This window comes from Rhodococcus sp. YL-1, assembly GCF_001942025.1.
In the GTDB taxonomy this organism is placed as follows: Bacteria; Actinomycetota; Actinomycetes; order Mycobacteriales; family Mycobacteriaceae; genus Rhodococcus_F; species Rhodococcus_F qingshengii.
The window spans coordinates 63163-89156 of record NZ_CP017303.1; the positions used below are offsets into that span (position 1 = coordinate 63163).

The following is a 25994-nucleotide window of genomic DNA, read 5'->3' on the forward strand; positions in this document are numbered from 1 at the left end:
CCGGGCCGCCCCACCAGAACGGACCCACGATGAACACCACATCCTTCCCGTCCGCCGCCGACGAAATTCTGCGCCGTGCGGTGACCGCAGACGCGCCGGTGCCCGGAGTCGTCGCCATGGTCACCGACCGTGTCGGCAACCTCTACGAGGGCGCTGCCGGCGTACGCCGCGTCGACGCAGACACCGCGATCACCCCGGACGACATCTTCGCCCTGTTTTCCACCACGAAGGCCGTCACCGCGACCGCGGTCCTCCAGCTGGTCGAACAAGGGCGCGTCGACCTCGACGTGCCGGCGCGGACCTATCTTCCGCAGATCGGCGCGTTGAAGGTCATCGACGGGTTCACCGCGAGCGGCGCACCGCGGCTGCGTGACCCGAAACGCGAGGTCACCACGCGCATGCTGTTGACCCACACCGGCGGTTTCGGCTACGACTTCTTCAACTCGACCTATGCTCGGCTGGCCGAGGAATTGGGCCAGCCGAGCGTGATCACCGCCTCGAAGGCCGCGTTGACGACGCCGCTGTTGTTCGACCCCGGCGAGCGATGGGAGTACGGCACCAATCTCGACTGGTGCGGCCAGCTCGTCGAGGCCGTCACCGGCGAGCGCCTCGGTGAGGTCTTCGCCACCCGGATCTTCGAGCCGCTCGGCATCGAGGACATGACGTTCGAACTCGATGATCGGCTGCGAGCGCGCCTGGTGGGCATGCATGCGCGCAACACCGACGGCTCGCTCACACCGATGGACTTCGAGCTGCCGTCCCCGCCGCAGGTCCACATGGGCGGTCACGGTCTCTACGGCACGGTCGGTGACTACATGCGCTTCATCCGGATGTGGCTCAACGACGGTGAGGGCGAACACGGTCGGGTCCTGTCGGCCGAGACGGCCCGGATGGCCGTGCAGAACCATCTGGGCGATCTGAAGGTCACGCCGCTGACGGGTGTGATCCCGTCGTTGTCGAACGATGCGGAGTTCTTCCCGGGACTGTCCAAGTCGTGGTCTCTGCCGTTCATGATCAACGACGAGCAGGCGCCGACCGGTCGCCCGGCCGGCGCCCTCGGGTGGGCCGGACTGGCCAACCTGTTCTACTGGATCGATCGGAGCAACGGATACGGTGGGTTCTGGGCCACCCAGATTCTCCCCTTCGGCGACCCGACCTCGTTCGGGCAGTACCTGGAGTTCGAGTCCGCCCTCTACACATCGATCCGGCAGCCCTCCGCTGCTGTCCGCTACTAGCCGGGGGGTGGCTCCTCACCAGGGGCCGTCCCCTCTCCATGGGGTCTACCGGCGGCCCCACCACGGTTCGGCCCGCACTCCGTCCGGCACCGAATCACCACTCGCCACTACGACGTACGAATCACGTTGAGAAAAGGAAGTACTCGATCATGAGAAGAGTCGAAGGTAAGGTTGCGCTCGTCACCGGCGGCGCACGAGGGATCGGCGCGGCGACCGCCCGGCTGCTTGCCGCCGAGGGCGCACGCGTCGTCGTGACCGATGTCGACCACGACGCCGGACACGCCGTCGCGGCAGCGATCGACGACACCTTCACGCACGCGATGTTCCTTCCCCACGACGTCACGGCGGAGGACGACTGGGCCGCGGTGATCGAGCAGGTCACCGACCGATTCGGCCGACTCGATGTACTCGTCAACAATGCCGGTGTCGTGTCCACGGCGAACGTCGAGGACGAGTCGCTCGAGCGCTGGCGCTGGCTCCAGTCGATCAATCTCGACGGGGTGTTCCTGGGCACGAAAGCCGCCATCGCGGCGATGAAGGTCGGGGGCGGCGGTTCGATCGTCAACCTCTCGTCCATCGAGGGACTCATCGGCGATCCCGCCCTGGCCGCCTACAACGCCAGCAAGGGCGGCGTGCGGATCTTCACCAAGTCGACCGCGCTGCACTGCGCGAAATCCGGCTACGGCATTCGCGTCAACTCCGTCCACCCCGGCTACATCTGGACCCCCATGGTGCAGGGGGTCGCAGCAGAAGGCGGCGACATCGAGCAGGGGCGTGCAACGCTGACCGCGCTGCACCCGATCGGACGGTTGGGCACTGCCGAGGACATCGCCTATGCGATCCTCTATCTCGCCTCCGATGAATCGTCTTTCGTCACCGGCGCCGAACTCGTCGTCGACGGAGGATACACCGCCCAGTAGATCTGGTCGGGCGGCTCGGGCCGGTTGTCGTAGTCCACCTCGGAAGGGCTACGGCAACCGGCCCGAGGACCGTCCGTAGACGGTGCGCTCGTCACCGTGGCAGGGCGGACAATCGTGCTCGCCGCAGCGCGATCACCTCGGCCAGTTCCGCCTTGTACCGCTCGTAGTCGACACACCACTCACGGTATCGCCGGTCCCGCTCGCACCAGGCTTCGACCTCATTCCACTCCTCACCCTTTCCGCGGCAGCGGCTTCGAGCGCTCGACGCATTCTGGGACGGCCCCGTACTGTGCGCGCTGTCTCTGCCGTCTTCCCCCTGCTCCTCGGCCCGGGCGGCCCACGGCCCGGCATGCGTACCGGCACTCGGCTCGGTCGTCTCCGGACGCCCGCCCCCATCGTCGGCGAGGGACGTCCCGCCGGGCCGCGGACTCGCGTGCACCGTATGTGCCTGGTCGTCGGACTCGGTGCCGGCCGTCTCGGCCGAGCGCGATGTCGGTACGTGCTCGACTCCCGCGGAGCCTGTCCGGCTTCGCCGCCGCCCACTGTCGGCGACTGTCGCCTCGAATATCTCGGGACATGACCGAGGGCTGGAATTCGTAATCATGTTCCTCACAGTCTGGTGTGCAATTTCCGGCGGCGCTGCGCCGGTCGATGGGGCGCGACGGCACCCTGATGACGGTATGGCGCGGTCTGTCTCTCCACGAAGAGTCGACCGGCTCGTCCGGACGCTGATCATAGAACCTGCCACGGCGATGCCCGGCTGTCCGATATTCGAACACTCGTCCCGCGTGATTCAGGACACACTGGATAGGTACGGGATGTGCTCACGAGACGGAGGAGAGATGGCCCGCCAGCGCCGACCCACGCCGACCGCCAACGAGCACCAGGACGTCCCCGACCTTCCCGGCGCACCATCCGGGACACCCACGGTCATAGCGCAGTCCTGGCACCGCTCGCGCCGCGCCGGGGTGGATCCCGACAGCGCCTGCCTCCCTCGCCTGCAGTACGTCGACGACCTGGACCTGCAGCGCCGGTTGGTCCAATGCGCAGCACCGGTTTTGGACCGACTGCACGACGACCTGGCCGGGATGCCACTGAGCATCGCGCTGACCGACGAGCACGCTCAAGTCATGCTGCGCCGCGACAACGACCCTCTGCTCGCCGCTCGACTCGACGGAGCCCACTTCGCTCCCGGCTTCAACTACGCCGAGGACGTCATCGGCACCAACGGTGTGGGCACCGCCCTCGAGACGGGGATGGCCGTCTACATCCACGGCCCTCAACATTTCCACGAATCGATCCGCGCGTTCACCTGCGCCGGCGCACCGATCCACAATCCCCTCACCGGCCGCCTCGAAGGATTGCTCGACATCAGCTGCCTGGCAAAGGACGCGCACCCTCTGATGCGCCAACTCGCCCTCGGAGCGGCCCGCGATATCGAGGCGGCACTGCGCGCAACCGGTTCGGCCAAACAACAACTCGTTCTCGCAGCCTTCGTCGCCGCGTGCCGGCGACGGCACGTCGCGGTCTACTCCCTCAGCTGCGGGATCTTCATGTCGAACTCCTACGGTGCCCGCCTCCTCGACCCGGCCGACGAGGCCTACCTGCGTGAAGAAGCCCACTGCCTGCTCACCCCCTCCCGGCTCGGGAACTTCGATCTGACCCTCCCGTCGGGTCACACCATCGCCGTCAAACGCACCCTGGTCCACGACGGAGGCGAGGTCGCGGGCGTAGTTCTCGAAGTCGAGCGAATTGCCGGCACCACCGCCGCCGTTTCTCCCCAGCGCACTGCGCCCACGCTCCCCGGATCCTCCGGCACCTCCCCGCAATGGACTCGGTGCCGCACCGAGATCGCCGCCCTCGCCACCGCGAACACCAATACCGTTGTCCGAGGCGAGCCAGGTAGCGGCAGACTCACCCTCGCCCGTGGCGCCCACCTGCACAAGAACCCCCAGGCACGACTGACCGTTGTGGACTGCGCGGCGGCAGAGGACCTCGACGACGCGATGAGCACCGCGCTGAACTCCTCGGCCACCACCGTGGTGCTACGACATGCCGACCGGATGCCCGGACCCCAAGCCGACACCGTGGCCCGTTTCCTGGCCGGCGACCAGCACACCTACCCGGCGAGGTGGATAGTCGCCACCACAGCCGACACGGAGGTGCTCACACAGTCAGCCCTCGCCCAGTGCTTCACCGCCGTCGTCGACGTTCCCGCCCTGCGCCACCATTCCGACGACATCCCCACCCTCGCGCGCATGCACCTGGAACAACTCGCCCCACACCGCAAACTGGACATCGACCCCGATGCCCTTCGCACGCTGCAACGCTACTCCTGGCCAGGGAATGTCACCGAACTCGTCGACTCACTCAGATACGCATTACAACAACGCATTTCCGGCACCATCGTCACCGCCGACCTACCTCCAGCGGTCCATTCCGCACCCCGTCGACTCATGACCCCGCTCGAGAACGCCGAGCGCGACGCCATTGTCACCGCCCTGCGCGAATGCGGAGGCAATCGCCTCAAGGCGGCCGCCAGACTCGGCATTGCCAGGTCGTCGCTGTACCGGAAGATCGACACCTACGGCATACACGGGTGAGCAGAAACTACTGCGTGCACCGAGGACAGATGGACCGGATCGGTGAGCACGCCGTTGCTGCGCACCGGCGCCGCACGGACGCTAACTGCCCCGCTTATACCGGTCCGCGGCGGCCGATCCGGTGCCCGCCCAGCCCTGCGGGGAATCCCGCCGCATACCACCGAAGGATGGGATTGACGATGGTCGAGCGCAAAGTCGTGACCAAGACGATCGCGAACCGCTACATGCGGGTCGACAAGGCCGGTAAAGCGCGGATCCTGGACGAGTTGTGTGCCACCACCGGTTGGCATCGTGATCGCTGAATCGTCCCGGGTTTGATGCACACCTTCTTTCTTGGGAAGGTGAACCTTATGCCGAATGTCTATCCAGCCGAGGTACGGGAGAAGGCCGTGCGCCTGGTCCTCGAGCACCGTGGTGACTACGCCTCGGAGTACGAGGCGATCCGCACAATCGCCGAACGGATGTCACTGAAGACGGAGACCGTACGGGTGTGGGTCCGCAAGGCCGAAGCGGCGGGTGATGGCACCCATGCCGCGTCGGCGTCCGAGGCGGAGATCGAACTGCGGGCATTGCGCCGGAAGAACGCCGAGCTCGAGAAGACCATCGAAATACTCAAAGCCGCAACATCTTTCTTCGCGCGGGAGTGCGACCCGCCACGCAAGTGATCTGCCGATTCATCGCCGAACACCGCGATCAGTTCGGGGTCGTACCGATCTGCCGTGTGCTCACCGAGCACGGGTGCACGATCGCCCCGAGAACCTTCTACGCCTGGCTGGCGCGCCCGCTGTCGAAGCGCGCCCTGTGGGACGCCACCATCACCGCGGTGCTGGCCTCGTACTACGTCGAGCGGGACGAGCACGGCAGACGCAAACCGGAGTCGTTGTACGGCTCGCTGAAGATGTGGGCCCACCTGCAACGTCAGGGCATCGAGGTGGCCCGCTGCACCGTGGAGCGGCTGATGCGCGTGAACGGGTGGCGCGGCACCACCCGGACGAAGAGGGTCCGCACCACGATCGCGGAACCGTCGGCGCCGCGGCCACCGGACCTGGTCGACCGGAACTTCCGGGTCGACCGGCCCGATGCGCTCTATGTCGCCGACTTCACGTACGTGCGGATGGTGCCCTGCTTCGCGTACACCGCGTTCGTGATCGATGCGTTCGCCGGCACGATCGTCGGTTGGGAGGTGTCGACGTCGAAGGAAACCGCGTTCGTAGAGCGGGCGGTGAATCAGGCCTGCATGCTGCGGTCAATGCAAGGCAATCCGTTGCGCGAGAGGACTATTCACCACTCGGATGCGGGCTCTCAAGGCGTATTCAACTGGTCGAAGCAACACGTTGCTGTTGAATTGATCGTAGGTGTTCGTCCCAGGCTTCAGCGGGGGTTCGCCATTGGAGTCGTTTCCGTGGTCGCGTGTTGAGAGCGTGGGCGACTGCCGCGAGATCGTCTGGGTTCCATCGCGAGAGATCAGTTCCCTTCGGAAAGTATTGGCGCAGTAGTCCATTCGTGTTCTCGTTGGTGCCTCGTTGCCATGGGCTGTGTGGATCGGCGAAGTAGACCTTCAGCCCGGTGTCGATGGTGAACTGGGCGTGTGCGGACATTTCCTTTCCTCGGTCCCAGGTCAGCGAGCGTTTGAGTTCGGTGGGCATCGACGCCAGTGCCTGCGCCAGTGCTTTGTTCATCGACACCGCTCCGTATCCCGACAGTGCCGGCCCGTTCTTGGTGATCGGTTGCTGTCGCCACCCTTGTTCCCGAGGCAGGTGCACGAGGGTGGTGTATCCGGTTGTGCGCTCGACGATGGTGCCGATCGCGGACCTGTCCGTGCCGATGATGAGATCACCTTCGTGGTGCCCGGGGATCGCACGGTCGTCGGCTTCTTCGGGACGCTCGCTGATGAGTACGTCCGGTGTCACATGGGCCCAGGCAACGCGTTTCGCTCTCGCGCGTGGCATCCGAAGAGCGCGGCCGGTGCGCAGGCACAAGATGAGTTCGCGGCGCAGGCCGCCGCGACCCTCGATGAATAGGGACTGGTAGATGGCTTCGTGGCTGATCCGCATGGACTCATCATCGAAGGAAGTCGATCGGTAGCCGGTGCGAAATCTGCTCAGGGCTCCACGCTTTCACCCATCGGCGGTCCTGACGATGCGGCTTGTTCAAGCCCTTCCATTGCCGTTCGAACGGTCCGGCGACCGCATCGCCGCCCGGCTTGGTGATCTGGCCTGAGAGTCGGTCCTCGACGTAGTGCCGTAACCGATCGTTGGCCGCGAGCTTGGCGGTCTTCGGGCGACGAGCAAACAACTCGGCTTTCCAGTGCGCCACGCTGGCGCGGTACTCGAGCTTGCCGCCACGCGTGGCAGCGTTACGCCGCAGCTCCCGCGAGATCGTCGACGGGCTCCTCCCGATGGCACTCGCGATCGCGCGCACTCCGTGGCCTGTGGCGTGCAGGATCGCGATTTCCTCACGTTCTGTCAGAGAGAGGTACCTGCCTGCCGGCGCGGGCCATGAATACGGCGTCATCCCGCCAGCGTGCCGGAACCACCGCTGGCCCACAGGCTGTCCCACGCCGACAGCGTCAGCTGCCTCGCGAGGAAGCTTGCCTGTGGCGATCTGGTCCCAAAACTGCCGTTCCTTCGACCGGGGATGGCCCGGTGCTCCCGGTGACCTCATCGGAGCCCTGCCCGTTACTTCCCGCACCCAATCCGATGGACGACCCACAACACCCTCCTGACCTCGAATGTTGCGTCCACCGATTGAGCCCAATCAATTCACCTCGGTCCGCTACGGCGAACGGCTCGCCGAACTCGGTGCAATACCGTCGATCGGGACCGTGGGCGATTCCTACGATAATGCTCTCGCCGAGAGCGTGAACGGCTACTACAAGTACGAACTCATCTACGGCCCAACGCATCCTGGTCCATGGCGCAGCATCGACGACGTGGAACTGGCGACACTGTCGTGGGTGCACTGGCACAATCACAGGCGGCTGCATGGTCACTGCGGCGACATCCCGCCAGCAGAGTACGAGAAGACGTTCTACGCTACTGAGCAGGGTGAGCAGACCTTGGTTGAAATCAAATAGCCAGAGCCTCCATCAGACCCAGGGCGATTCAGTTACGCAATCACCGCCGGCTTTCACCGGTCGCTTCGCATCACCATGTTGGTGCCGTTCGCCCCTGGGGACAAGGGCAGTAGCTCCATCACCCTCGACACCACTGGATGCGAACCACGGGAGGTCCACCGCGGAATCGGACTCAGACAAGCCATTCGGCAAGCCGAGACGATCCACATCCACCTAGACGGCAAGAAGCTGAGCACTCTGCGCATCGACGAGTACCCGATGAGATCGACGAGTCCGAGCTCAGGACTACCGCCGATATCGCCCGTGACCTGGATATCGTCCAAGACAGAACCGGCAGCATCTTCGCAATGCCCACGGAAATCAGCGGCCTCGAACGGATCTGGCTCCGAATCCTTCGCATCATAGTCCGCGGAAACCGGCACCTCCTCGAACGGTCTTGCGGCAAGCAACCCCTGACCAGCACGAGATCCCGATCGCCTGAACGTCGCCGGTCGCACACCCCCGGCGCGCACACCGCCGCGATCGGTCCGCAGTTCGAACGAGTGTGCGCGTCGGTGGATCGACACCCAGTACGTTGCCGGCAGCGCCGCACCGATCCCGAAGACCGACCACGTGATGGGGCAGTCGTGCGACAGCTCGGCCTCGCCGAGAGCCACCTGAATCGGGTAGCCCGCGCGGTCCAGTGGATTCGCGCACACTACGCAGAGCCGATTCGCGTCGAAGACGTTGCACTACAGGCAGGTATGAGTGTGTCCTCATTTTACCGTCACTTCCAGACCGTGACCGCGACGAGTCCCATCCAATTCCAGAAACAGATCCGACTCCAGGACGCCCGGTTGCTGCCGGCGACCGACCCGAACGACGTCACAGGCGTCGCCCACCTCGTCGGCTAAGACAGCCCTTCCCCATTCAGTCGGGAATACCGCAGACAGTTCGGCACCTCACCCAGTCAGCGACGCCGCACATCTGAACTCCGCGCGTCTGCCCGGTGCGCCCGGGAACCCGCGACACCGACACCGTACGAACCGGTCCGCTTTCCCGGCCGCCGGTCAGGGGTAAAGATTTCTCTGATGCGTTTTTAGACCACAAGCGTTGACACAAAAGAGTGACGTGTCGCACAGTAGTGCTTGCCGAAATACTCCGAAGCCGGGCAGCCTCCCGCAGCCCTCGACTGGTCCACCCTCACGTTCGAGACGATTTCGATACGTCAAATCTGCGCTGAAAGGCGGGGACTGACCGACGAAGCGAAGTCGGTCGACGAAACGGAGCCGTTACGTCACCGCACTAGATCGGCAATAGAGCGGCCGCATTCTTTCATCAACATACGTTGACCAAACGAAGGACTTGCCCATGTCGACAGCCAACGCCCTCCCGCCGGGCGGATCACCCCGCTCGACGGAGTCGAGCACCTCCGGTCCGACCGGTTCACTCGCACAGGGCAAACTCGGCACGACCGACCTCGTCGCGCAGTCACTGGCCGTCGGACCGATCACCTCCGCAGCGCTGCTCGGGGGGATCATCGCTGCGAAGGGTGGCAGCGCCGGCCCCCTCTACCTTGTCGTCGTCCTGTTGGGCATCCTCGGGCTCGGGGCGATTCTGGTCATGTTCGCACGCCGGTACACCCATGCCGGTGTCATGTACGAATATGTCGGACGCACGTTGGGTCCCACCGCAGGTATTTCCACGGCCGGGTTCTACTACCTCGCGTACATCATTCTCGGCGGCCCGACAATGCTCGTCGGAGCCGGAGTTCTCGGCCATGATCTACTGCTCAGCTACCTCGACGTCGACATTCCGTTCTGGCTGATCTCGCTCGGCGTTCTCCTCTTCGTCGCTCTCGTGAACATCAGGGGCGTCGATCTGTCGGTACGCGCCCAGTTGACCATCTTCGTGCTCTCCGTCGTGCCCTATCTCGTCATCGCCGTCACGGTGATCGCCAAGGGCGGCAGAGACGGCAACAGCGCCGTCGTTCTCGACCCGTCCGCAGCGAGCGCGGGTCAATTCCTGCCGACCTTCATGTTCTGTGCATTGTTGTTCGTGGGGGTTGAATCGGCGGCATCCCTCGGCGAAGAAGCAAGGGATGCAAGGAAGTCAGTCCCTCGCGCCATCATCGCCACCATCCTGATCGTCGCAGGCTTTTGTCTTCTCATGCAGTATGCCGGGACGATCGGGTTCGGCGCGGACTCCGTCGCCGTCGACTGGGCGTCGGACCCACTAGGCCTGTCGACACTCGGATCCATGTACGTGGGCACCTGGATAGCCCCGTTCGCCCAGCTCGGCCTGGTCCTCGACATGATCGCGGTCGCAATCGGTTTCATGGTTGCATCGTCGCGCGGGATCTTCGCTCTCGCCCGCGGCGGCCTGCTCCCCGGATCTGCCGCCAAACTCAGCCGGTGGCAGACTCCTGTCGTCGGAATCGCCGTCTTCGCTGCCGTATCGGTCGTCGGTATCGCCGTCGTGGCACTCGTGAGCTCCCGAACCGGCATGGATCCGTACGTCGGTTTCTCGATCGGCGCGACACTCGGCGGACTACTCGTGATGAGCGCATATTTTGTTCTGATAGTCTCGGCGACAAAGCTTCTCGTTCGTCGCGAATGGCATGCAGCAGGCTGGATCGCCGTCGTCGTCGCAGTTCTCACGGTGGGCGCGGGAATCGTCGGTTCCGTGATTCCACTGCCCGCCGACGAAGCACGATACGGCGTGTTCTCCGCCGGTGTCCTGCTTGCGCTCTGTGCCGCGTGGGGCATATTTCACGGCATCGGACGGAACCACACGCTCCCGGAACTCGCCGACGCAGAAGCCCCTCTCCCGCACACCGACGTCCCGCACTCTCACATCATCTGAAAGGACTTCCCGGATGGACAACGAGGAAATGACGTTGTACGACCTGCGAGTCACCGTATGCGAGATCAAAGGACGATCCGTGTGCGGCATGAAGGAAGGTGACTACTTCGAGGTCCGCAACAGTGACCAACTCACACTCCCCGACGGACAAGCTTTCTGCTACTGGGCAATTCAATCCGTACTGCCGATGCTCCCGGCCAAGATGCGGCGCCTGCCCGCCGCCGACTGGCTGGAGCAGGACACCATGGCATGTTGCCCGGACCCGGGGGAAGGACTTCTCATGCGGATCGACCGCATCGGAGAAGTCACGATGCGGACGGCAGATCTGACGTGAGCACACAACGTACCGAGTTCGGTGTGGGGTTCGGAGGAACACTGCCTCCCGAGAGTTACGCTGCGTTGGCACGGCAGCTGGAGACCCACGGATTTCACGTTGCGACCGCGTTCGGGGACCTGATGATGCAGCCGCCGGCGATGGTGCTGGCCGGCATGGCTCAGGCGACGGAACGATTGCGCCTCGGCGTGGGCTGTTTCACCCCGTGGACCCTTCATCCGGTGGAAATCGCCGGCCAGATGGCCTATCTGGATGCACTGTCCGACGGTCGTGCATTTCTCGGTCTGGTGCGGGGTGCGTGGATGGACCAGCTCGGCATCGACACCTCCCGCGCACTCGCGGCCGTAGCCGACACTCTCGCGGTGGTGAACGCCGTTCTCCGAGGCGACGGGAACGGCTACCAGGGAACGACGTATTCGATCGCCCCCGGAACGACGCCCTACTACCCGGTTCTGCGACCGACGCTGCCGCTGATGATCGGCACCTGGAGCCCCAAACTTGCCGAGTTCGCCGGTCGGCACGCCGACGAGATCCAGATCGGCGGGTGTGCGAACGCAGAGATGCTTCCGCTGATCCGACAATGGGCGAGCGCGGGCGAGGAATCAGCCGGGCGCGCCGCCGGATCGGTCGCCTTGGTGTCGACGGCGGTCACCGTCGTCGACGAGGACGGCGACATCGCCAGGGCCAGGGCCAGAACCGAAGCGGCACTTCCGATGCATGCCGTCGCGGCACTCGATCGCACGGTGGACGTCGACCCGGAATTGTTGTCACGCATGGGCGCACTGCTTCGTCGACACGACTTCGAAGGAGCGGGAAAACTGATCCCGGACGAACTGCTTCACCGATTCACCTTCTGCGGCACACCGATCGAAGTCGCCGAGCACGCCGCGGCCGTCTACGACGCCGGCGCACGGCGAGTCGAATTCGACTCGCCCTTCGGCGTCACACCCGAACGTGGTGTCAACCTGCTCGGCACCGAGGTTCTCCCCGTTCTGCGTACGCTCGGGTACGGTCTCGATGACTGAATCCCGGCGACACTACGAAATCGGAATAGGACTGGCAGGAAGCCTGTCCCCCAAGGACTACGGGCAACTGGCAGCGCGGGCCGAGGAAGCCGGTTTCGACGCCGTCACCGTGTTCGGGGATCTCATGTACCAGCCACCGGGCATGGTCCTCGCGAGCATGGCAGCGGACACCTCCGTCGTCCGGCTCGGCGTTGCCGCGTACACGCCCTGGACTCAGCACCCCGTCGAGATAGCCGGGCAGATCGCGATGCTCGATGCGCTGTCGGGCGGCCGCGCCTTCTACGGTCTCGTCCGAGGCGCCTGGATGGACCGACTGAACATCGATCAGAAACATGCACTCGCCGCGATCGAGGACACCGTCGCCATCGTGAAGGCCGTGCTGCGGGGTGAAGGCGAAGGTCACACGGGCAGAGTCTATTCACTCGCGCCCGGAACACGACCCTTCTACGACGTGGTCCGGTCGGAGGTGCCTTTGCTCATCGGCTCGTGGAGTCCCCGTCTGGCGGCCGTCGCCGGGCGTATAGCCGACGAACTGCAGGCAGGAGGAAGTGCGAACCCGCACATGATCCCTCGATTGCGTGAGCTGGCGGATCAAAAACCGGGAACTACACCGATCCGATTGTCTCTCAACGCAATCACTGTTGTCGACGACGACCGCGACGCGGCACGATCCGCCGCCCGCACAGCCGCAGCCCCGTACTTCGACGTCATCGCCGCTCACGATCCCACCGTCGAACTCGATCCCGCACTACTCGACCGAGTGAGAACCGCGTGCAGACGAGGTGAACACGAAAGTGCCGGCCGTCTGATACCCGACGACGTTCTGGACAAGTTCGCATTCTCCGGCACTCCCGACGACGTCGCCGAACACGCCGCGTCGATCATTCGCGCCGGAGCATACCGCGTCGAATTCGACACCCCCTTCGGCCTGAACACGACGGACGGACTCCGAGTCCTCTGTGACCGGGTGTTACCGAAGGTGCACGCCCGGCTCGCCGAATCCTGAAACCGAATCAAGCGTCACACCTCATCGAGCAGAAAGTTTCGACGATATGAACCAGCAGACACCGTGGAACCAGAACGAGCAGCCTCGACGCAAGCGAGTCGTCGTCGTAGGCGCGGGATTCGCAGGGCTCACTGCAGCAAGGGAACTCGAGAACGCCGGTGTCGAGGTACTGGTCGTGGAGGCACGAGACCGTGTCGGAGGCCGGGCGTGGACGGACTCACGACTCGGCGGCCATCAGCTGGAGATGGGCGCGACGTGGGTACATTGGATGCAGCCGTTCGTGTGGACGGAGATAACTCGGTACGGGCAGGAGATCTATCCGAGCCCCGACATCGATCGCGCGTACTGGGTCAGCGACGGAACGGTGCATACGGGAACCGAGCACGATCTCGACGTTGCGCTGACCCCACTTCAGGAACGCATATTCGAGGGATCGCGAGAGTTCTTCCCCTACCCACACGATCCTCTGGCGATTCTCGACGATCCGAACACCGATGACGACCTCAAACAACGTTTTCTGGCGGCGGACACCGGCAGTGTGCTCGACTGTCTGCGCGACGGTTCCTTCACCCGGGAACAGATCGACCTCGCCGACTCCTACTGGTCCGCCGGTTACCAAGGGTCGACGGCGACGGCCTCGCCGCTGATGGCCAAACACTGGGCGTCACTGAGCGATCACCGTAGTTCTCTCATGGACGAGCAGACCCTGCGGTTCAAACTGACCGCCGGAATGCGCGGCCTGTACGAAGCTCTCGCGTCGGACGTACGCGGAAGGATCCTTCTCGAGACACCGGTCGCCCACGTCGCCCACGACACCGAGTCCGCCACGGTGACGTTGCGCGACGGCGGCGTCGTCCACGCCGATGCCGTCGTCGTGACCGTCCCCATCGGGGCGCTGGGTAATCTGACGTTCGAACCGGCACTCGGTTCCGAACAGGCCGAGCTCGTCGAGAACGGATCCAATTCGACGGGGCTCAAGATCTGGATCAAGGTGGCGGGAAGGCAGTCGGTGATCGCGGGCGCCCCCGGCGGACACCCGATATCGTTGCTGCGGAGCGAGTACTTCCTCGACGAGGAGGATGCCACCATCCTCGTCGGATTCGGATCCGACCACACGGCAATCGATCTGAGCGATGTGGCCTCCGCCCAGAAGGCGGTGGACGTGTGGGCGGCCGGTCTGGAGGTTCTCGACTGCGGTGGGCACGACTGGGTCGCGGACGAGTGGTCGGGGCAAACCTGGGCGACACTGCGGTCCGGTCAGTTCTTCAACGGCTGGAAAGCATTCCACAACACCGACACGAGACTGCGCTTCGCCGGCGCGGACTTCGCGAAGGGGTGGAACGGGGTGGTCGTCGACGGCGCCATCGAGACGGGAATCCGAACGGCAAGGACACTGCTCCGGGATCTTCGAACCGAGAGCTGAGCCGGCTGTCGGGATGGCGCTCTGCAGACCGGGAGGGCAGTCCCGACGCGAGCCCGTCAGTCGGGCGGTACAGGGGCGCGGCAGCCGTCGACGATCGTGTCGATCAGCGCCAGCTGATTCTTCCTCGACGTTCCCGGACGATCCAGTACGGCGGTGACCTGAAGACCGATCATCGTGGTCATGATCAAATCGGCGTACCTGCTCACCGCGATCGACTGCAGGACACCGTCTTCGACCGCTTCACGCAGATGGAGAGCGATTTGCGCACGCCACTGAGCGACAGCGGTGTTGTTCGACAGTTCCATGGTGCTGTCGGTAATAGCTCTCTGCCACAGCGAGATTGCGATCCTCGCTTCGAGACGTGCCTCCTCGGTGAGCGGCATGATCTCCCGGCACATCTTGTACAGGGCCGTGAGCCCGCGCTGATTCGCGACCGCACGATCTATCCGGCCGTTCGTCTCTTCGAGGACCAACTCGAAAGCCGTCCGGAGAATCTCGTCCTTACCGGAAAAGTACCGGCTCAGAGCACCGTTGGTGTAGCCGGCTTCGGCGGCCAGATCACGCATGTTGATGCCGTCGATGCCACGCGCGGCAATCAATCTCCACGCCGCGGACACGATCGCGTGACGCCGCTCGGCGTGGTCGACTACCTTCGGCATGCGCTCTCCATCGGATCGAAAGAAACACCACCGTAGCAAGAATCGATCGGTGGACCACTCGTCCGTCGATCCACGGCTGCGCCTGCGGCGACGTCGGTTCGCACACCGCGTGCGAGGCTCAAGGTTCCTTTACTGTCGGCCGGAACCATTGCAGGGCATACTTGAAGTTCAAGCTACGAGGAGGCACGGTGAGCTCGGCCAACTGTCGTCAATCCATCAGCGCCCAAGCGGCAGCCGTCCGCGAAGGCTCCGTCACGGCACAAACACTCGCGTGGCAGGTGCGCGAAGACATCGTGCGGCGAGAGCCGAGTATCCGGGCCTGGGTGGAGTTGTCGAACGATCTCGATGCTCAGGCGTACCGGATAGACAGCGGGCACCTGGACGGCCCACTCGCAGGCGTCTCACTCGGTGTGAAGGATCTCGTCGACGTCGCCGGGCTGCCGACCCTGGCGGGATCGACTGTGACGTCGACGCATCCGCAACCCGACGATGCCGCCTGCGTCGCGCGGTTCCGCGCATTGGGCGCGATCGTCCAAGGCAAGACCGTCACCACCGAGTTCGGCTACTTCGCACCGGGACCCACCCGCAATCCACATGCACCGGACCACACCCCCGGCGGCTCGTCGAGCGGTTCGGCCGCCGCCGTCGGGGCCGGTGTCGTTCCCGTTGCGCTCGGAACCCAGACGGCGGGATCGCTGACTCGTCCCGCGTCGTTCTGCGGAGCAGCCGGCCTGGTTCTGTCGCAGGGCACCGCCGACCTCACCGGAATAACCGGGCTCAGCGATTCGCTCGATTCACTCGGTCTGCTCGCTCGATCCACCGAAGACCTGCGGTACGTGTACGCGGCCTTCGCCGGTCTCGGCGACATCACCGGCGTCGAATCACCGCGCAAGGCCCGACTCTGGACCGGCAGCGAACTCGGTGTCCTAGACCCGTCCATGCAGAAGTTGCTCGCCCTCCTGCCCACGGTATTGAACGGCATCGGGGTGAAGGTGGAGGAATTCGAATCGGACGACCACGTTCGCACTCTCGCCGACGACCACGCCACCGTCATGTCGTACGAGGCGGCCGGAACTCTGCACGAGACGTTCGAGCGGCACGGCGCAGACCTGAGTACACCTCTACGCGAACTGGTTCGGGACGGACGCTCGGTGACCGCCGATTCCCACGCTGCCGCACTCGTCCGCAGGGACCGGAGTCGCCGCATGCTGAGCGAGATACTCGGCGACGACACGGTGATCATCGGTCCCGCCGCCCTGGGACCTGCACCGCAGGGTCTGGACGCGACGGGCTCACCGATCCTGAGCCGCCCGTGGCAGTTGCTCGGTGCACCTGTGATCGTGGTGCCCGGTGCACGCACACCCGGCGGCCTACCGCTCGGGCTTCAGATCATCGCCCCAACGGGGCACGAAGCCGGGCTGTTCGACGTCGCCGTTCGGTTGGAACCCGCACTGCGAGCGATCTCGTCATGACGAGCACCACGCGAAAGGAATCGACGACGGTGGCTGCCACATCCGGATCGACAACCGATCATCGCATGTTCCTCATGTGCTACGAGGACAAATTCAACTACGGCTGGCACCACGTCGACCTGTTCGTCCACGACGGCAGTGGCCGCGAACTCAACTGGGTGCACTGGACGGTGGAGGCGGACGGTCCGGACGCCGCGGACCAGTCCGTCCGGCGTGAGGAACCGACACTGCTGCGGACGTCGGACTGGGAGCATCGCGTCAGTTCTTTCGGCATGAACTACTGGATGGCCGACGCCTCGTGGCCGGATGCAGACGTCGGCGGCAACGGCTCGGCCCTGACGTGATCGGACTCGACCGGATCGGAGATCACCCGATGAACGACACCTCGAAACGACCGGGCGACGCGGAGCAGGCGATCGAGAAGAATCCGACGACCGTGTACGTCGTCGACGACGATCCCGAACTGTGTGAGTCGGTCGACTGGTTACTCGACAGCATCGGCATCAAACCGACGATCTGCCACAGTGCGGACGAATTCCTGACCGCGTACTCCGGACACCATCCGGCGTGCATCGTGCTCGACGTCAGGATGCCGCACATGAGTGGTCCGAGGTTGCAGGAGAAGCTCAACGAACTCGCTCCCCACGTGGCGATCATCTTCGTCTCGGCGCACGGCGACATCAGGATGTCGGTGTCCACGATCCAGGCAGGCGCCATGGACTTCCTCGAAAAGCCTTATGCGCCTCAGCGTTTACTCGACGCCGTACAGACCGGGGTCGAAGCAGCGGCCGAACGGTTTCACACCTACGAGCTCAAACGACGGATCGAACGCAAAGTCGACCTGTTGACCCCGCGAGAGCGCGAGATCCTCACCCTCGTGGTCGAGGGACTTCCCAGCCAGAACATCGCCCGAATGCTCTCGATGAGTGTCAAGACCGTCGACGTGCACCGGGCCCGGATCAAGAGCAAGACCGATGCCGACAGCGTCAGCACCCTGGTGCGCGACGTTCTGCGGTTCGACGTAACGATCTCTCGGTAACCGGGGCGCGATCCGTCTTCGCACCCCGGCCGCCGAGTCACGTCAGTAGTAGTCGATGACCAGACGCTCGCCCTTCGCCCGTGACACACAGACCGCGATGACCTCGCCGGATTCCTTCTCCGACTTGCTCAGTACGTTGTCGCGATGGTCGGGGTCGCCCGAGAGCACCTGCATGATGCACGTTCCGCAGATCCCCTCCTGGCAGGACGTGTCGATGTCGCACCCGTTCTCGTCGAGAACGTCCAGGATGCTTCGATCTGCCGGTACCTGATAGGTCTCGCCGTCCAGTTCCACCTCGAAGGCCGTGTCCGGCCCGTCTCCGAAGTGTTCGACGGCATGGAAGTTCTCGATGTGAACATTCGCCGACGGAATGTACTTCGCGGCGACGGCAACCGTCTTGTCCATGAAACCGGTTGGACCACAGACATATACATGAGCACCGACCGGAGCCTGCTGGAGTGCCGCAGCGAGTACCGACTCCTGCTTCTCACGGGGAACACCCAGATAGGAGTGTAATTTCTCGGGGCACCGGTCCTGCAACAACGGAAGGAACGCCGCTTCCTGCGCGCTGCGCGCGAAGTAGTGGAGTTCGAACTCGATGTCGTGGACGTGCATGTACCTCGCCATGCTCAGCATCGGCGTGATACCGATTCCGGCCGCAACCAGGACGTGATACGTTGCCTCCGAGTCGATCCCGAGCAGGCTGCGCGGAGCACTGATCTTCAGCCGGTCGCCCACCCGCAGTTCGTGCAGCGCAGCGGAACCTCCTCGCGAGTTCTCCTCACGTTTGACGGCCACGGCGAACGTCTCGCCGGCATCAGGCGTACTGCACAACGAGTACTGCCGGGTGATCGCAGTCGGCCCGATCACGTCGATGTGCGCACCAGGCGAGTACGTTCCCATCGGTGTGCCGTCGCTCTTCGACAGATACAACGTCTTGACCGACGGCGTCTCGACCACAATTTCGGAGACTACGACGTCGATGAGTTCCATGAGATTCTCCTGCTGCAGCGGTAGATGTCGATCAACGAACGTAGAGTCCGCCGTTGACGTCCCAGCAAGCGCCGGTGACGAAATGAGCGTTGTCGGCCGAGAGCAATCCGACCATGTCGGCGACGAACGTCGGATCTCCCAGTGTCCGAACCGGAATCCCGGCGACGACTGCATCCAACTTCTCCGGGGGAACCGTCGCCTTGACGATCGGCAGATCGTGCGGACCCGGGGCGATCGCATTGACCGTGACACCGTTTCCGGCCAGTTCTCGCGCAAAGATCTTGGTGGTGGTCAGGATTGCCCCCTTGGACGTCGCGTAGTGCGCTCCGGTGGCGGTACCACCGTTCTGGCCTGCCAGCGAGGCCATGTTGACGATCCGTCCGTACCCTCGGCGCGCCATCGCCGCACCGAAGATCTGGCAGCCGAAGAAGACACTGTTGACGTTGGTGGACAGCACTCTCGTGAACTCGTCCTCCGTCAGCGTCATGGCATCGGCCGTCTCGGTGATCGCGGCGTTGTTCACCGCGATGGTGGGTACGCCCCAACTGTTCTCCAACTCCGTCAGCACGGACACGAAACTCGTGCGGTGGGCGACGTCCAGAGACGTGGCTCGCGCCGTCGACCCGTCCGGCGACAGTTCGGCCGCGATCTCCGCGGCCGCATCGACCGCGATGTCGGTCAACAGAACTCGATGTCCGTCCGCGTGCAGGCGACGAGCGATGTGTGCGCCCATCCCGCCGGCAGCGCCGGTGACGACTGCGATCCCCGAACGACTCGGAGTACGTGACATATCTTGACCAACCTAACTGGGGTGCGGGTATCCGGTGGACAGGATTGCCCGAAGACGGGGTGCGCGTGTGCTTCCCGGGGAGAACGGGTGCCCGTTCAGAGTTCGACGTCGTCCCTGATCGTGAGTTCGCGCCCCATCCGCGCCTCGACCTTGAAGTACTTCCACAGTGCGTGATCGCCGACCATCTTCGTGCGCAACAGATTACACGCAGCCTTCACGGTCTGCTGGTCGCGAACGTCGGCAAGGACGTAGAACGTCCACGGCCATCCGTCCGACGGTCCCACCATGTGGGCATCGTCGTCGAACGTACCGAGAATGTCGATGCCGTCCATGTTCTTGAGTGTCGACAACATCGACGACGTCGCAAGCCAGATCGGACCGATGTCCGACTTCGGCAGGTCAAAGAAGTTCTGGTTGTTTCCGAAGCAGAACAGCGTGCGCAATGACTCGTCGGCCATGGCATCTCCTGTGATTCGGTAATTCGGTGACTCGGGGTGCAGTAGATCGGGGGTGCTGAGTGCGACGGTCAGGGGAAGCTCGGAATCCCGGCTTCCAGACCCATGAGAAGAGCGCCGGCGGCCTCGTACGTGTTGGTCTGCAGCATCGCGTGCTGGGCCGGCACCAGGGCGTCCTGGAGATAGCGTTGCAGTGGATGCGTCTCGTAGATCGCTCCGGTTCCCGCGAGATCGAAGGCCTGCAGCACGACGCTGCGCCCGGCGTGGGCGGCGTGTGTGGCACTCAGGCGCAGCAGGGCCGTGTCTTCGGGGGTGATCGCGGCGCCGTCTACCGCCTTGTCCCACACGTCGTCGGTGATCTGATAGAAAAAGGCACGCGCAGAACGTAGTTCGGCCTCCGCGCGAGCGAGCCCCGTCTTGTACGCCGGACGGTTTCCCTTGGCCTCACCACCGGTGATCGACGTACGGGATGCCCCCACTTCCCTGACGTAGTCCAGCGCGCCACGAGCGGCGCCGAGCGTCACCACGGCCAGTACCTGAGCCGCATACGAGAGGGAGGGGTACCTGGTCAACGGTTCGTCGACGCGGGGCGCTCCGCCGCGGACGAATGTCATCTCCTCCGGAACGAACAGACGATCCGCACGAATCGAATGCGAGCCGGTGGCCTTCATCCCCGCGACACCCCAGTTGTCGACGATCTCGACGTCCGACGGAGTGACGAGCGCCGTCAACGGGCGACCGGCGGTTTCCGGACCACCTTTGAGTCCGATCCCGAGGATGTCGGCGCCGCGACAACCGCTCGCGAATTGCCAGACGCCCGAACACAGATATCCGCCGTCGACCTTCTCTGCCTCCTGCATCGGGAACAGCCCACCGGCGTAGGCCACGTCCGGGCCCGCAGCGTAGATCTTTTCCTGCGTCGATACCGGCAGCGCCGCGAAGTACACCAGCGAAGACCCGAAACTCGACACCCATCCGGTCGCGGGGTCGACAGCGGAGATGCGCTCGACCATCGACATGAATTCCGACGGCGGCAGCGGTTCACCACCGAAGGCTGCCGGTGTCGACGCCCGGTACATCCCGGCCTTCTTCAACAAAGCTATGTACTCCCGGGGAACGTACCGCTGGGCGTTGAACTCCGCCCGCTGGTCCTCGAGCACATCGAGTGCGTGATCGAATGCTGCGGTACGCGCCGGTCCGGGCGGCTCCGCGACTATCCGATCGGTCAAGCTCTCGGCGATCATCCGTGTCTCCGTTCAGGTTCGGCAATCCCTGTGGAGTTATGCTAGGAGCTCACTGAAATCGTCGGTATCAGGAGTTTCCGCGCAGTGCCTGAATATTTCTTTACGTGTCGACACCGATCGGGCGAGACCGGCGGAGAGGTTGTGAATGTGAACAGGTTTCCGGCGCGGCGCGATTTCGAGCAGATGGCCCTCGAAACCGGCATGGGGATTCTGATCCACGAAGCGAGCTCGAAGAACATCCTGTGGGCCAACCCCGCCGCCTGCCGGATGTTCGGGTTCACGCTCGAGGAACTGAAGCCTCTCAAGGCGCATCACATGAGCGCACAAGAACGTCAGTACCGTCGCGAACTCGGCGTCGCCTGGTTACAGTCCGCTGTCGTACACGGCACCAGTCGCAAACAGTGGAAATACCGGACCAAGGACGGCGTCGACTTCCTCACGGACTGCCGGGCGACACTGGTTCACTTCGAGGACTGCCCCGTGGTGATGGTCGAATTCCGCAACATCGACGAGGAAGTCGAACTCCAGGAGGAACTGACGTGGGTGTCGGAGTCCTTGCAGCGCATCATGACACACACTGCCGCAGGCATCGTCGTCCTGGACGACGACAACTGTATCGAAGACATCTCCTCGATGGCGGCGGGGTTGTTCGGGCGTACCCCGGCGCAGTTGTCGGGCATGCACCTCGAAGACGTCGGACGGTGCGAGCCTCGACTGACGTCCGAACAGGTCGTCGAACGCCTCGGAAACACCTCCGTCTCGATCCAGTTGGAGGTCCGCAAGAGCGACGGAATCATGACGTGGCTCGCCGGTGAGCTGGAAATCGTGGCGCACGACGGTATTCGATCTCGGGTACTGACCGTCAGGGACGTCACCGAACGCGTCGAATGGGAACGCAAGCACGCGTATCAGGAAGCGAATCTGCAGTATCTGAGCCGCTACAACGCCATGGGCGACATGGCGATGATCCTGGCCCACGAACTCGGTCAGCCATTGGCAGCCTCGACCAACTACCTGAGCGGATTGAAGACCCGAGTAGCGGCCGAGACCATCGACGCACGCAGTCTCACATACGGAATCGCACAGATCGAGCAGCAACTTCATCGCGCGGCCGAGATCGTGACCTCCGTCAAACGTTACGTGCAGCGTATCGAGAGTACGGCCGTACTGATGGATCTCAACGAAACCGTCGAGGAAAGCCTCTACTTCGTGAGGCTACGCGCGGCCGAACGGGGGGTACGGGTGTACGCGGAGATTCCGGAGCGCAGTTTCCACATCCACGGCGAAAGCGTGCTGATCGGCCAGGTCGTCATCAACCTCTGCGTGAATGCGCTTCACGAGATAGTCAGACCCACAACCGAAGTCAAGGAACTTGCCGTCACGACCGGTGAGTCGGACGGCAACGCCTACGTCTGCATCCGCGATCAGGGGCGCGGCATGGAGGGCCCGATCACCGACAGGCTGGCCTCCGGGGCGTTCTCGGCGAAACAGGACGGCGCCGGTATCGGTCTGATCATCTCCGAACACATCGTCGAGCGGCACGGCGGCTTCATCGAGTATCTGCCGAACGATCCGACCGGTACGATCGCGAAACTCGTCCTGCCACTTGCAGAGCGGGCACCTGCAGGTGAGCGGCCGGCGTCGTAAAGATTCCCGTACAGGCCGTCGGGCAGAAATCCGTATCCACTCGGCGGATCCGCCGGTAGGTTCATGACACCGACAACGGCGTCGTGAACACTCGTCCGCTCGAACCGTCGATCGAATACGTGTGTGCAGCGCACCCGCACGAGACATCCCGCTACCTCCGTGCCGCACCACGTCGTTCTCGTCGGGCACAGCGATGCAGCCACCAGGAGGTCACATGTCCACTCCCGATGTTCTCGTACTCGGTTCCGGCACTGCGGGTTCGATCGTCACGCGCCGGCTCCTCGACGCCGGACACACCGTCACCCTCGTCGAAGCCGGAGGTCTCGACACCAATCCCGCCATTCACGATCTCTCCAGAGTCGGGGAATTGTGGTTGGGTCCGGAAGACTGGGGGTATTTCTCCGCCCCACAGGAGCGCGCATCGGGTAGGCGCCTGCATATCCCACGCGGCAAGGTCGTCGGCGGCTCCAACCAGCTCAACGGAACGATCTGGGTACACGGAAATCCGTGGGACTACGACCGGTGGGCGTCGATGGGAAACACGGGGTGGGACTGGGCATCGGTTGCGCCGCTGTTCGAACGCCTCGAGTGCGGCGCCGCCCGAGACGGTCTGATGGGGACCGTCGAACCAGAGCTCGCCCCCATTCACCAGTCCATCATGGATGCGGCGGTCGCCTGGGGTATGCCCGTCAACGCCGCATACAATTCCGGCGATCAAGAGGGCGTCTCGCGCATGAAGTTGAATCTGCGTGACGGGAAACGCCAGTCGACGTGGGCAGCATATCTTCGGCCGGTACTCGGTCACCCGAACTTGACCCTGGAACTCGGTTCGCTGATCGACTCCCTGGTGATCGTCGGCGGGGTCGTCGTCGGCGTCAGAGTGATCGGCGAGGGCGGGATGCGAAAGCTTCGCGGCGGCACCGTCGTGTTGTGCAGCGGGGCGATCGGATCCCCGGCCGTGCTCCTCCGCAGCGGAGTCGGACCCGCAGCCGACCTCGAGCGACTCGGAATCGACGTCGTGGTGGATTCACCAGGTGTCGGCAGCAATCTGCAGGACCACTTCCTCGTGCCGGTGATCTTCGGAACCGACCGGCCGGTGGACCCGCCGAAGCCGTTCCAGCCGGTCACGCAGACGCATTGGTTCTGGAAGAGCGACCCCACCCTGCCTGTTCCCGACACCCAACCGATCAACTTCAGCGTGCCGTTCTACTACGACGAGACAATGACAGGGCCACCGTCCGGATTCACGCTCCACGCCGGCCTCGTTCGCCCGCACAGCGTCGGCAGTGTGTCGTTGACGTCCACCGACCCCGCCGCCCATCCGACGATCGACTTCAACCTCTTCGACGATCCGCGGGACATGGCGGCCCTGGTCTATTCCGTCCGCCAGTGCCGCGAGGTGGGACGGCAGGGGCCGCTCGCCGATCTCTGGGGCGCATACGAGGTACTGCCGGGACATGATGTCGCCGACGACGATCACGCCCTCGAGCAGTGGATACGACGAGCCGTCAACACCTACCACCATCAGGCGGGGACCTGCCGAATGGGGATCGACGACCAGGCTGTCGTGTCCCCGGACCTTCGAGCGGTCGGTCTCGACAATCTGGTCGTCGCCGACGCCTCCGTCATGCCGACCGTTCCCACCGGAAACACCAACGCGCCGACCGCCATGATCGCCGAGCGCGCCGCCGAGCTGCTGACCTCAGCATGATCCGCCATCCGAACAACGAAGGGCTCCAACCATGATCGATCTCTCGACAGTACGCACCGACCTGTTCATCGGCGGTGAATGGCGGAAGGCGCGTGAGACGTTCACAACGCTCAATCCGGCAACCGGCCGACCCCTCGCCGAACTGGCTGCCGCCGACGCCGCGGACGTCGACGCCGCGGTCACGGCAGCCACCGACGCCTTTCGCGGCGACTGGGGCGCCCTGCCCCCGTCACGGAAGGCAGTACTGCTCAACAAACTCGCCGACCTCGTCGAACGTGACGTCGAGAGGCTGGCCGCCCTCGAATCCGCCGACATGGGCCGTCCGGTCGGAGCCGGCATTGCGCTGATGATCCCCAATCTCGTTGCCACCCTACGCTACTACGCCGGTTGGGCAGACAAGATCAACGGTGAACTCATCACCAACGACGGATACATGGGTGGACCGACCCCCACACACGCGTATCTGCGGCGCGACCCACTCGGTGTCGTCGCGGCCATCGTGCCCTGGAACGCGCCGCTGATGATCCTGGGCTGGAAGCTGGCGCCCGCGCTCGCCTGCGGCAACACCGTCATCGTCAAACCGGCCGAGGACGCGTCCCTGTCGATCCTGGCGCTCGCCGACCTCGTGACCGAGGCAGGTTTCCCGCCCGGCACCGTCAACGTGCTCACCGGTATCGGCAAAGTCGCAGGCGAGGCCCTGTCCCTTCACCCCGGAGTCAAGAAGATCTCCTTTACCGGATCCACCGAGGTCGGTCGGACGATTCTCCGCAATTCCGCCGCCACGTTCAAACGCACCGCACTCGAACTCGGCGGCAAGGCACCACAGATCGTCTTCGACGACGCGAACCTCGAGGCCGCTGTTCAGGGCTGCGCGATGGGGATGCTCTTCAATCAGGGTGAAGTGTGCGCGGCCGGCACCCGAATACTCGCTCACCGAACCGTTTTCGACGCCGTGGTCGCCGGGCTGAAGGGTGCAGCCGAGGCGCAGGTGCTCGGTGATCCGTTCGACCCGGCCACCACGCTCGGCCCCGTGGTCAACGCGAAACAGCGTGACCGCGTCGTCGACTTCATGAACAAGGGTGCAGCCGAAGGCGCTGACGTGATCACCGGCGGTTCGGCCGCCACCGGCGAAGGATTCTTCGTCCGACCCACCGTCCTCGTCGGCCGGAACGACATGACTGTCGCACGTGAGGAGATCTTCGGCCCGGTGGCTGTCGTCATTCCGTTCGACGACGACGACGAGGCGGTCGCTCTGGCCAACGACAACCAGTACGGGCTGTCGGCGACGCTGTGGACCGGTAACGTTTCTCGGGCACACCGGATCTCGGCCCGTATCGAGGCGGGGGCCGTCGCCGTCAACGGTTGGTCGCCGCTGGCGCCTCAGCTGCCGTGGGGTGGGATGAAGGCCAGCGGTATCGGACGCGAACTCGGCTACGAAGGGATTCTGTCCTACACCGAACCCAAGACCGTCACCGTCGTGCTGTAAACGCTGCGACGACGGAAAAGCCCTTGTGGATC

General features: G+C 64.2%; 22 protein-coding genes, 4 pseudogenes and 1 other annotated feature. Of the genes and pseudogenes, 18 read left to right on the forward strand and 8 right to left on the reverse strand.

Going from position 1 to position 25994, the window contains the following annotated elements; translation table 11 throughout:
• Window positions 1-29 precede the first annotated feature (29 nt).
• Both BH682_RS32430 and BH682_RS32435 read left to right on the forward strand, forming a co-directional pair.
• Window positions 30-1235, forward strand: coding sequence for a serine hydrolase domain-containing protein (locus BH682_RS32430; protein WP_075836108.1), 1206 nt, complete (start codon window positions 30-32; stop codon window positions 1233-1235).
• Between the two features lie 149 nt (window positions 1236-1384).
• Window positions 1385-2155, forward strand: a complete 771-nt coding sequence (locus tag BH682_RS32435) for a glucose 1-dehydrogenase (RefSeq protein WP_075836110.1) — start codon at window positions 1385-1387, stop codon at window positions 2153-2155.
• A 91-nt stretch (window positions 2156-2246) separates the two neighbouring features.
• Here BH682_RS32435 and BH682_RS36115 read toward each other — a convergent pair whose 3' ends face one another.
• A complete protein-coding gene (locus BH682_RS36115; protein WP_143542640.1) occupies window positions 2247-2759 on the reverse strand; it encodes a hypothetical protein in 513 nt (170 codons plus the stop codon).
• 238 nt (window positions 2760-2997) lie between these two features.
• Here BH682_RS36115 and BH682_RS32445 point away from each other — a divergent pair, with 238 nt between their 5' ends.
• The 3 genes and pseudogenes from BH682_RS32445 to BH682_RS36905 form a co-directional block, all read left to right on the forward strand.
• Window positions 2998-4758 (forward strand): sigma-54-dependent Fis family transcriptional regulator, encoded by a 1761-nt coding sequence (locus BH682_RS32445; RefSeq protein ID WP_083954814.1) that lies wholly within the window; start codon window positions 2998-3000, stop codon window positions 4756-4758.
• Between the two features lie 179 nt (window positions 4759-4937).
• Entirely contained in the window at window positions 4938-5060 is a 123-nt protein-coding gene (locus tag BH682_RS37145) for a hypothetical protein (protein WP_269750910.1), read from the forward strand.
• 48 nt (window positions 5061-5108) lie between these two features.
• A pseudogene (locus BH682_RS36905) lies at window positions 5109-6064 on the forward strand (IS3 family transposase); the annotation flags it as partial.
• Window positions 5381-5512, forward strand: a sequence feature (AL1L pseudoknot). Its footprint overlaps the pseudogene before it by 132 nt.
• Window positions 6065-6071: 7 nt before the next feature.
• On the opposite strand, the pseudogene BH682_RS32465 reads toward BH682_RS36905, so the two are convergent.
• A pseudogene (locus tag BH682_RS32465) lies at window positions 6072-7422 on the reverse strand (IS30 family transposase).
• A gap of 91 nt (window positions 7423-7513) precedes the next feature.
• Here BH682_RS32465 and BH682_RS32470 point away from each other — a divergent pair.
• A pseudogene (locus BH682_RS32470) lies at window positions 7514-7834 on the forward strand (integrase core domain-containing protein); the annotation flags it as partial.
• Between the two features lie 53 nt (window positions 7835-7887).
• Here the strand turns inward: BH682_RS32470 and BH682_RS36910 are convergent.
• Window positions 7888-8532, reverse strand: a complete 645-nt coding sequence (locus BH682_RS36910) for a hypothetical protein (RefSeq protein WP_223304715.1) — start codon at window positions 8530-8532, stop codon at window positions 7888-7890.
• On the opposite strand from BH682_RS36910, the pseudogene BH682_RS36915 reads away from it, so the two are divergent.
• From BH682_RS36915 to BH682_RS32505, 6 genes and pseudogenes are all read left to right on the forward strand, one after another.
• Window positions 8452-8916, forward strand: a pseudogene (locus tag BH682_RS36915) (helix-turn-helix domain-containing protein); the annotation flags it as partial. The gene BH682_RS36910 and the pseudogene BH682_RS36915 overlap by 81 nt on opposite strands.
• 268 nt (window positions 8917-9184) lie before the next feature.
• The gene (locus tag BH682_RS32485) at window positions 9185-10678 is read left to right on the forward strand and encodes an APC family permease (RefSeq protein WP_075836116.1); all 1494 of its coding nucleotides are present in this window, start codon (window positions 9185-9187) and stop codon (window positions 10676-10678) included.
• A 13-nt stretch (window positions 10679-10691) separates the two neighbouring features.
• The gene (locus tag BH682_RS32490; protein ID WP_075836118.1) at window positions 10692-11012 is read left to right on the forward strand and encodes a TIGR04076 family protein; all 321 of its coding nucleotides are present in this window, start codon (window positions 10692-10694) and stop codon (window positions 11010-11012) included.
• Window positions 11009-12037 (forward strand): LLM class flavin-dependent oxidoreductase, encoded by a 1029-nt coding sequence (locus BH682_RS32495; RefSeq protein ID WP_223304713.1) that lies wholly within the window; start codon window positions 11009-11011, stop codon window positions 12035-12037. The genes BH682_RS32490 and BH682_RS32495 overlap by 4 nt, the downstream gene beginning before the upstream one ends.
• Window positions 12030-13043 carry an LLM class flavin-dependent oxidoreductase gene (locus tag BH682_RS32500; protein ID WP_075836120.1) on the forward strand — a complete coding sequence of 338 codons (1014 nt, stop codon included), beginning with the start codon at window positions 12030-12032 and terminating at the stop codon, window positions 13041-13043. Before BH682_RS32495 ends, BH682_RS32500 begins: the two co-directional genes overlap by 8 nt.
• Entirely contained in the window at window positions 12997-14466 is a 1470-nt protein-coding gene (locus BH682_RS32505) for a flavin monoamine oxidase family protein (RefSeq protein ID WP_223304712.1), read from the forward strand. The genes BH682_RS32500 and BH682_RS32505 overlap by 47 nt, the downstream gene beginning before the upstream one ends.
• Window positions 14467-14522: 56 nt before the next feature.
• On the opposite strand, the gene BH682_RS32510 is transcribed toward BH682_RS32505, so the two are convergent.
• Window positions 14523-15125 (reverse strand): TetR/AcrR family transcriptional regulator, encoded by a 603-nt coding sequence (locus BH682_RS32510; protein ID WP_075836123.1) that lies wholly within the window; start codon window positions 15123-15125, stop codon window positions 14523-14525.
• A 188-nt stretch (window positions 15126-15313) separates the two neighbouring features.
• Between BH682_RS32510 and BH682_RS32515 the strand changes: the two genes are divergently transcribed.
• The 3 genes from BH682_RS32515 (at window position 15314) to BH682_RS32525 (ending at window position 17636) form a co-directional block, all read left to right on the forward strand.
• Window positions 15314-16597, forward strand: a complete 1284-nt coding sequence (locus tag BH682_RS32515) for an amidase (protein ID WP_075836125.1) — start codon at window positions 15314-15316, stop codon at window positions 16595-16597.
• Window positions 16598-16662: 65 nt separating this feature from the next.
• Window positions 16663-16941 (forward strand): hypothetical protein, encoded by a 279-nt coding sequence (locus BH682_RS32520; protein WP_075836407.1) that lies wholly within the window; start codon window positions 16663-16665, stop codon window positions 16939-16941.
• A 29-nt stretch (window positions 16942-16970) separates the two neighbouring features.
• A complete protein-coding gene (locus BH682_RS32525; RefSeq protein ID WP_075836409.1) occupies window positions 16971-17636 on the forward strand; it encodes a response regulator transcription factor in 666 nt (221 codons plus the stop codon).
• A gap of 42 nt (window positions 17637-17678) precedes the next feature.
• Here the strand turns inward: BH682_RS32525 and BH682_RS32530 are convergent, their stop codons facing one another.
• From BH682_RS32530 to BH682_RS32545, 4 genes are all read right to left on the reverse strand, one after another.
• Window positions 17679-18629: a PDR/VanB family oxidoreductase gene (locus BH682_RS32530; protein ID WP_075836127.1), complete on the reverse strand. Its 951-nt coding sequence runs from the start codon at window positions 18627-18629 to the stop codon at window positions 17679-17681.
• A gap of 31 nt (window positions 18630-18660) precedes the next feature.
• Complete coding sequence (locus BH682_RS32535; RefSeq protein WP_075836129.1) at window positions 18661-19419, reverse strand: SDR family NAD(P)-dependent oxidoreductase; 759 nt, start codon at window positions 19417-19419, stop codon at window positions 18661-18663.
• 95 nt (window positions 19420-19514) lie between these two features.
• Window positions 19515-19877, reverse strand: a complete 363-nt coding sequence (locus BH682_RS32540) for a hypothetical protein (RefSeq protein WP_075836131.1) — start codon at window positions 19875-19877, stop codon at window positions 19515-19517.
• 68 nt (window positions 19878-19945) lie between these two features.
• Window positions 19946-21118 carry an acyl-CoA dehydrogenase family protein gene (locus BH682_RS32545; RefSeq protein ID WP_075836132.1) on the reverse strand — a complete coding sequence of 391 codons (1173 nt, stop codon included), beginning with the start codon at window positions 21116-21118 and terminating at the stop codon, window positions 19946-19948.
• 183 nt (window positions 21119-21301) lie between these two features.
• Between BH682_RS32545 and BH682_RS32550 the strand changes: the two genes are divergently transcribed.
• The 3 genes from BH682_RS32550 to BH682_RS32560 all read left to right on the forward strand — a co-directional run bounded on the left by BH682_RS32550 (window position 21302) and on the right by BH682_RS32560 (window position 25962).
• Window positions 21302-22765 carry a PAS domain S-box protein gene (locus BH682_RS32550; protein WP_075836412.1) on the forward strand — a complete coding sequence of 488 codons (1464 nt, stop codon included), beginning with the start codon at window positions 21302-21304 and terminating at the stop codon, window positions 22763-22765.
• A gap of 214 nt (window positions 22766-22979) precedes the next feature.
• A complete protein-coding gene (locus BH682_RS32555) occupies window positions 22980-24476 on the forward strand; it encodes a GMC family oxidoreductase (RefSeq protein ID WP_075836134.1) in 1497 nt (498 codons plus the stop codon).
• Between the two features lie 31 nt (window positions 24477-24507).
• Window positions 24508-25962 carry an aldehyde dehydrogenase family protein gene (locus BH682_RS32560; RefSeq protein WP_075836137.1) on the forward strand — a complete coding sequence of 485 codons (1455 nt, stop codon included), beginning with the start codon at window positions 24508-24510 and terminating at the stop codon, window positions 25960-25962.
• Window positions 25963-25994 lie beyond the last annotated feature (32 nt).

Coding starts and splice junctions, on each gene's coding strand:
- BH682_RS32430 (WP_075836108.1), top strand. CDS start 30: ATGAACACCACATCCTTCCCGTCCGCCGCCGACGAAATTCTGCGCCGT.
- BH682_RS32435 (WP_075836110.1), top strand. CDS start 1,385: ATGAGAAGAGTCGAAGGTAAGGTTGCGCTCGTCACCGGCGGCGCACGA.
- BH682_RS36115 (WP_143542640.1), bottom strand. CDS start 2,759: ATGATTACGAATTCCAGCCCTCGGTCATGTCCCGAGATATTCGAGGCG.
- BH682_RS32445 (WP_083954814.1), top strand. CDS start 2,998: ATGGCCCGCCAGCGCCGACCCACGCCGACCGCCAACGAGCACCAGGAC.
- BH682_RS37145 (WP_269750910.1), top strand. CDS start 4,938: ATGGTCGAGCGCAAAGTCGTGACCAAGACGATCGCGAACCGCTACATG.
- BH682_RS32485 (WP_075836116.1), top strand. CDS start 9,185: ATGTCGACAGCCAACGCCCTCCCGCCGGGCGGATCACCCCGCTCGACG.
- BH682_RS32490 (WP_075836118.1), top strand. CDS start 10,692: ATGGACAACGAGGAAATGACGTTGTACGACCTGCGAGTCACCGTATGC.
- BH682_RS32500 (WP_075836120.1), top strand. CDS start 12,030: ATGACTGAATCCCGGCGACACTACGAAATCGGAATAGGACTGGCAGGA.
- BH682_RS32510 (WP_075836123.1), bottom strand. CDS start 15,125: ATGCCGAAGGTAGTCGACCACGCCGAGCGGCGTCACGCGATCGTGTCC.
- BH682_RS32520 (WP_075836407.1), top strand. CDS start 16,663: ATGTTCCTCATGTGCTACGAGGACAAATTCAACTACGGCTGGCACCAC.
- BH682_RS32525 (WP_075836409.1), top strand. CDS start 16,971: ATGAACGACACCTCGAAACGACCGGGCGACGCGGAGCAGGCGATCGAG.
- BH682_RS32530 (WP_075836127.1), bottom strand. CDS start 18,629: ATGGAACTCATCGACGTCGTAGTCTCCGAAATTGTGGTCGAGACGCCG.
- BH682_RS32535 (WP_075836129.1), bottom strand. CDS start 19,419: ATGTCACGTACTCCGAGTCGTTCGGGGATCGCAGTCGTCACCGGCGCT.
- BH682_RS32540 (WP_075836131.1), bottom strand. CDS start 19,877: ATGGCCGACGAGTCATTGCGCACGCTGTTCTGCTTCGGAAACAACCAG.
- BH682_RS32545 (WP_075836132.1), bottom strand. CDS start 21,118: ATGATCGCCGAGAGCTTGACCGATCGGATAGTCGCGGAGCCGCCCGGA.
- BH682_RS32550 (WP_075836412.1), top strand. CDS start 21,302: ATGGCCCTCGAAACCGGCATGGGGATTCTGATCCACGAAGCGAGCTCG.
- BH682_RS32555 (WP_075836134.1), top strand. CDS start 22,980: ATGTCCACTCCCGATGTTCTCGTACTCGGTTCCGGCACTGCGGGTTCG.
- BH682_RS32560 (WP_075836137.1), top strand. CDS start 24,508: ATGATCGATCTCTCGACAGTACGCACCGACCTGTTCATCGGCGGTGAA.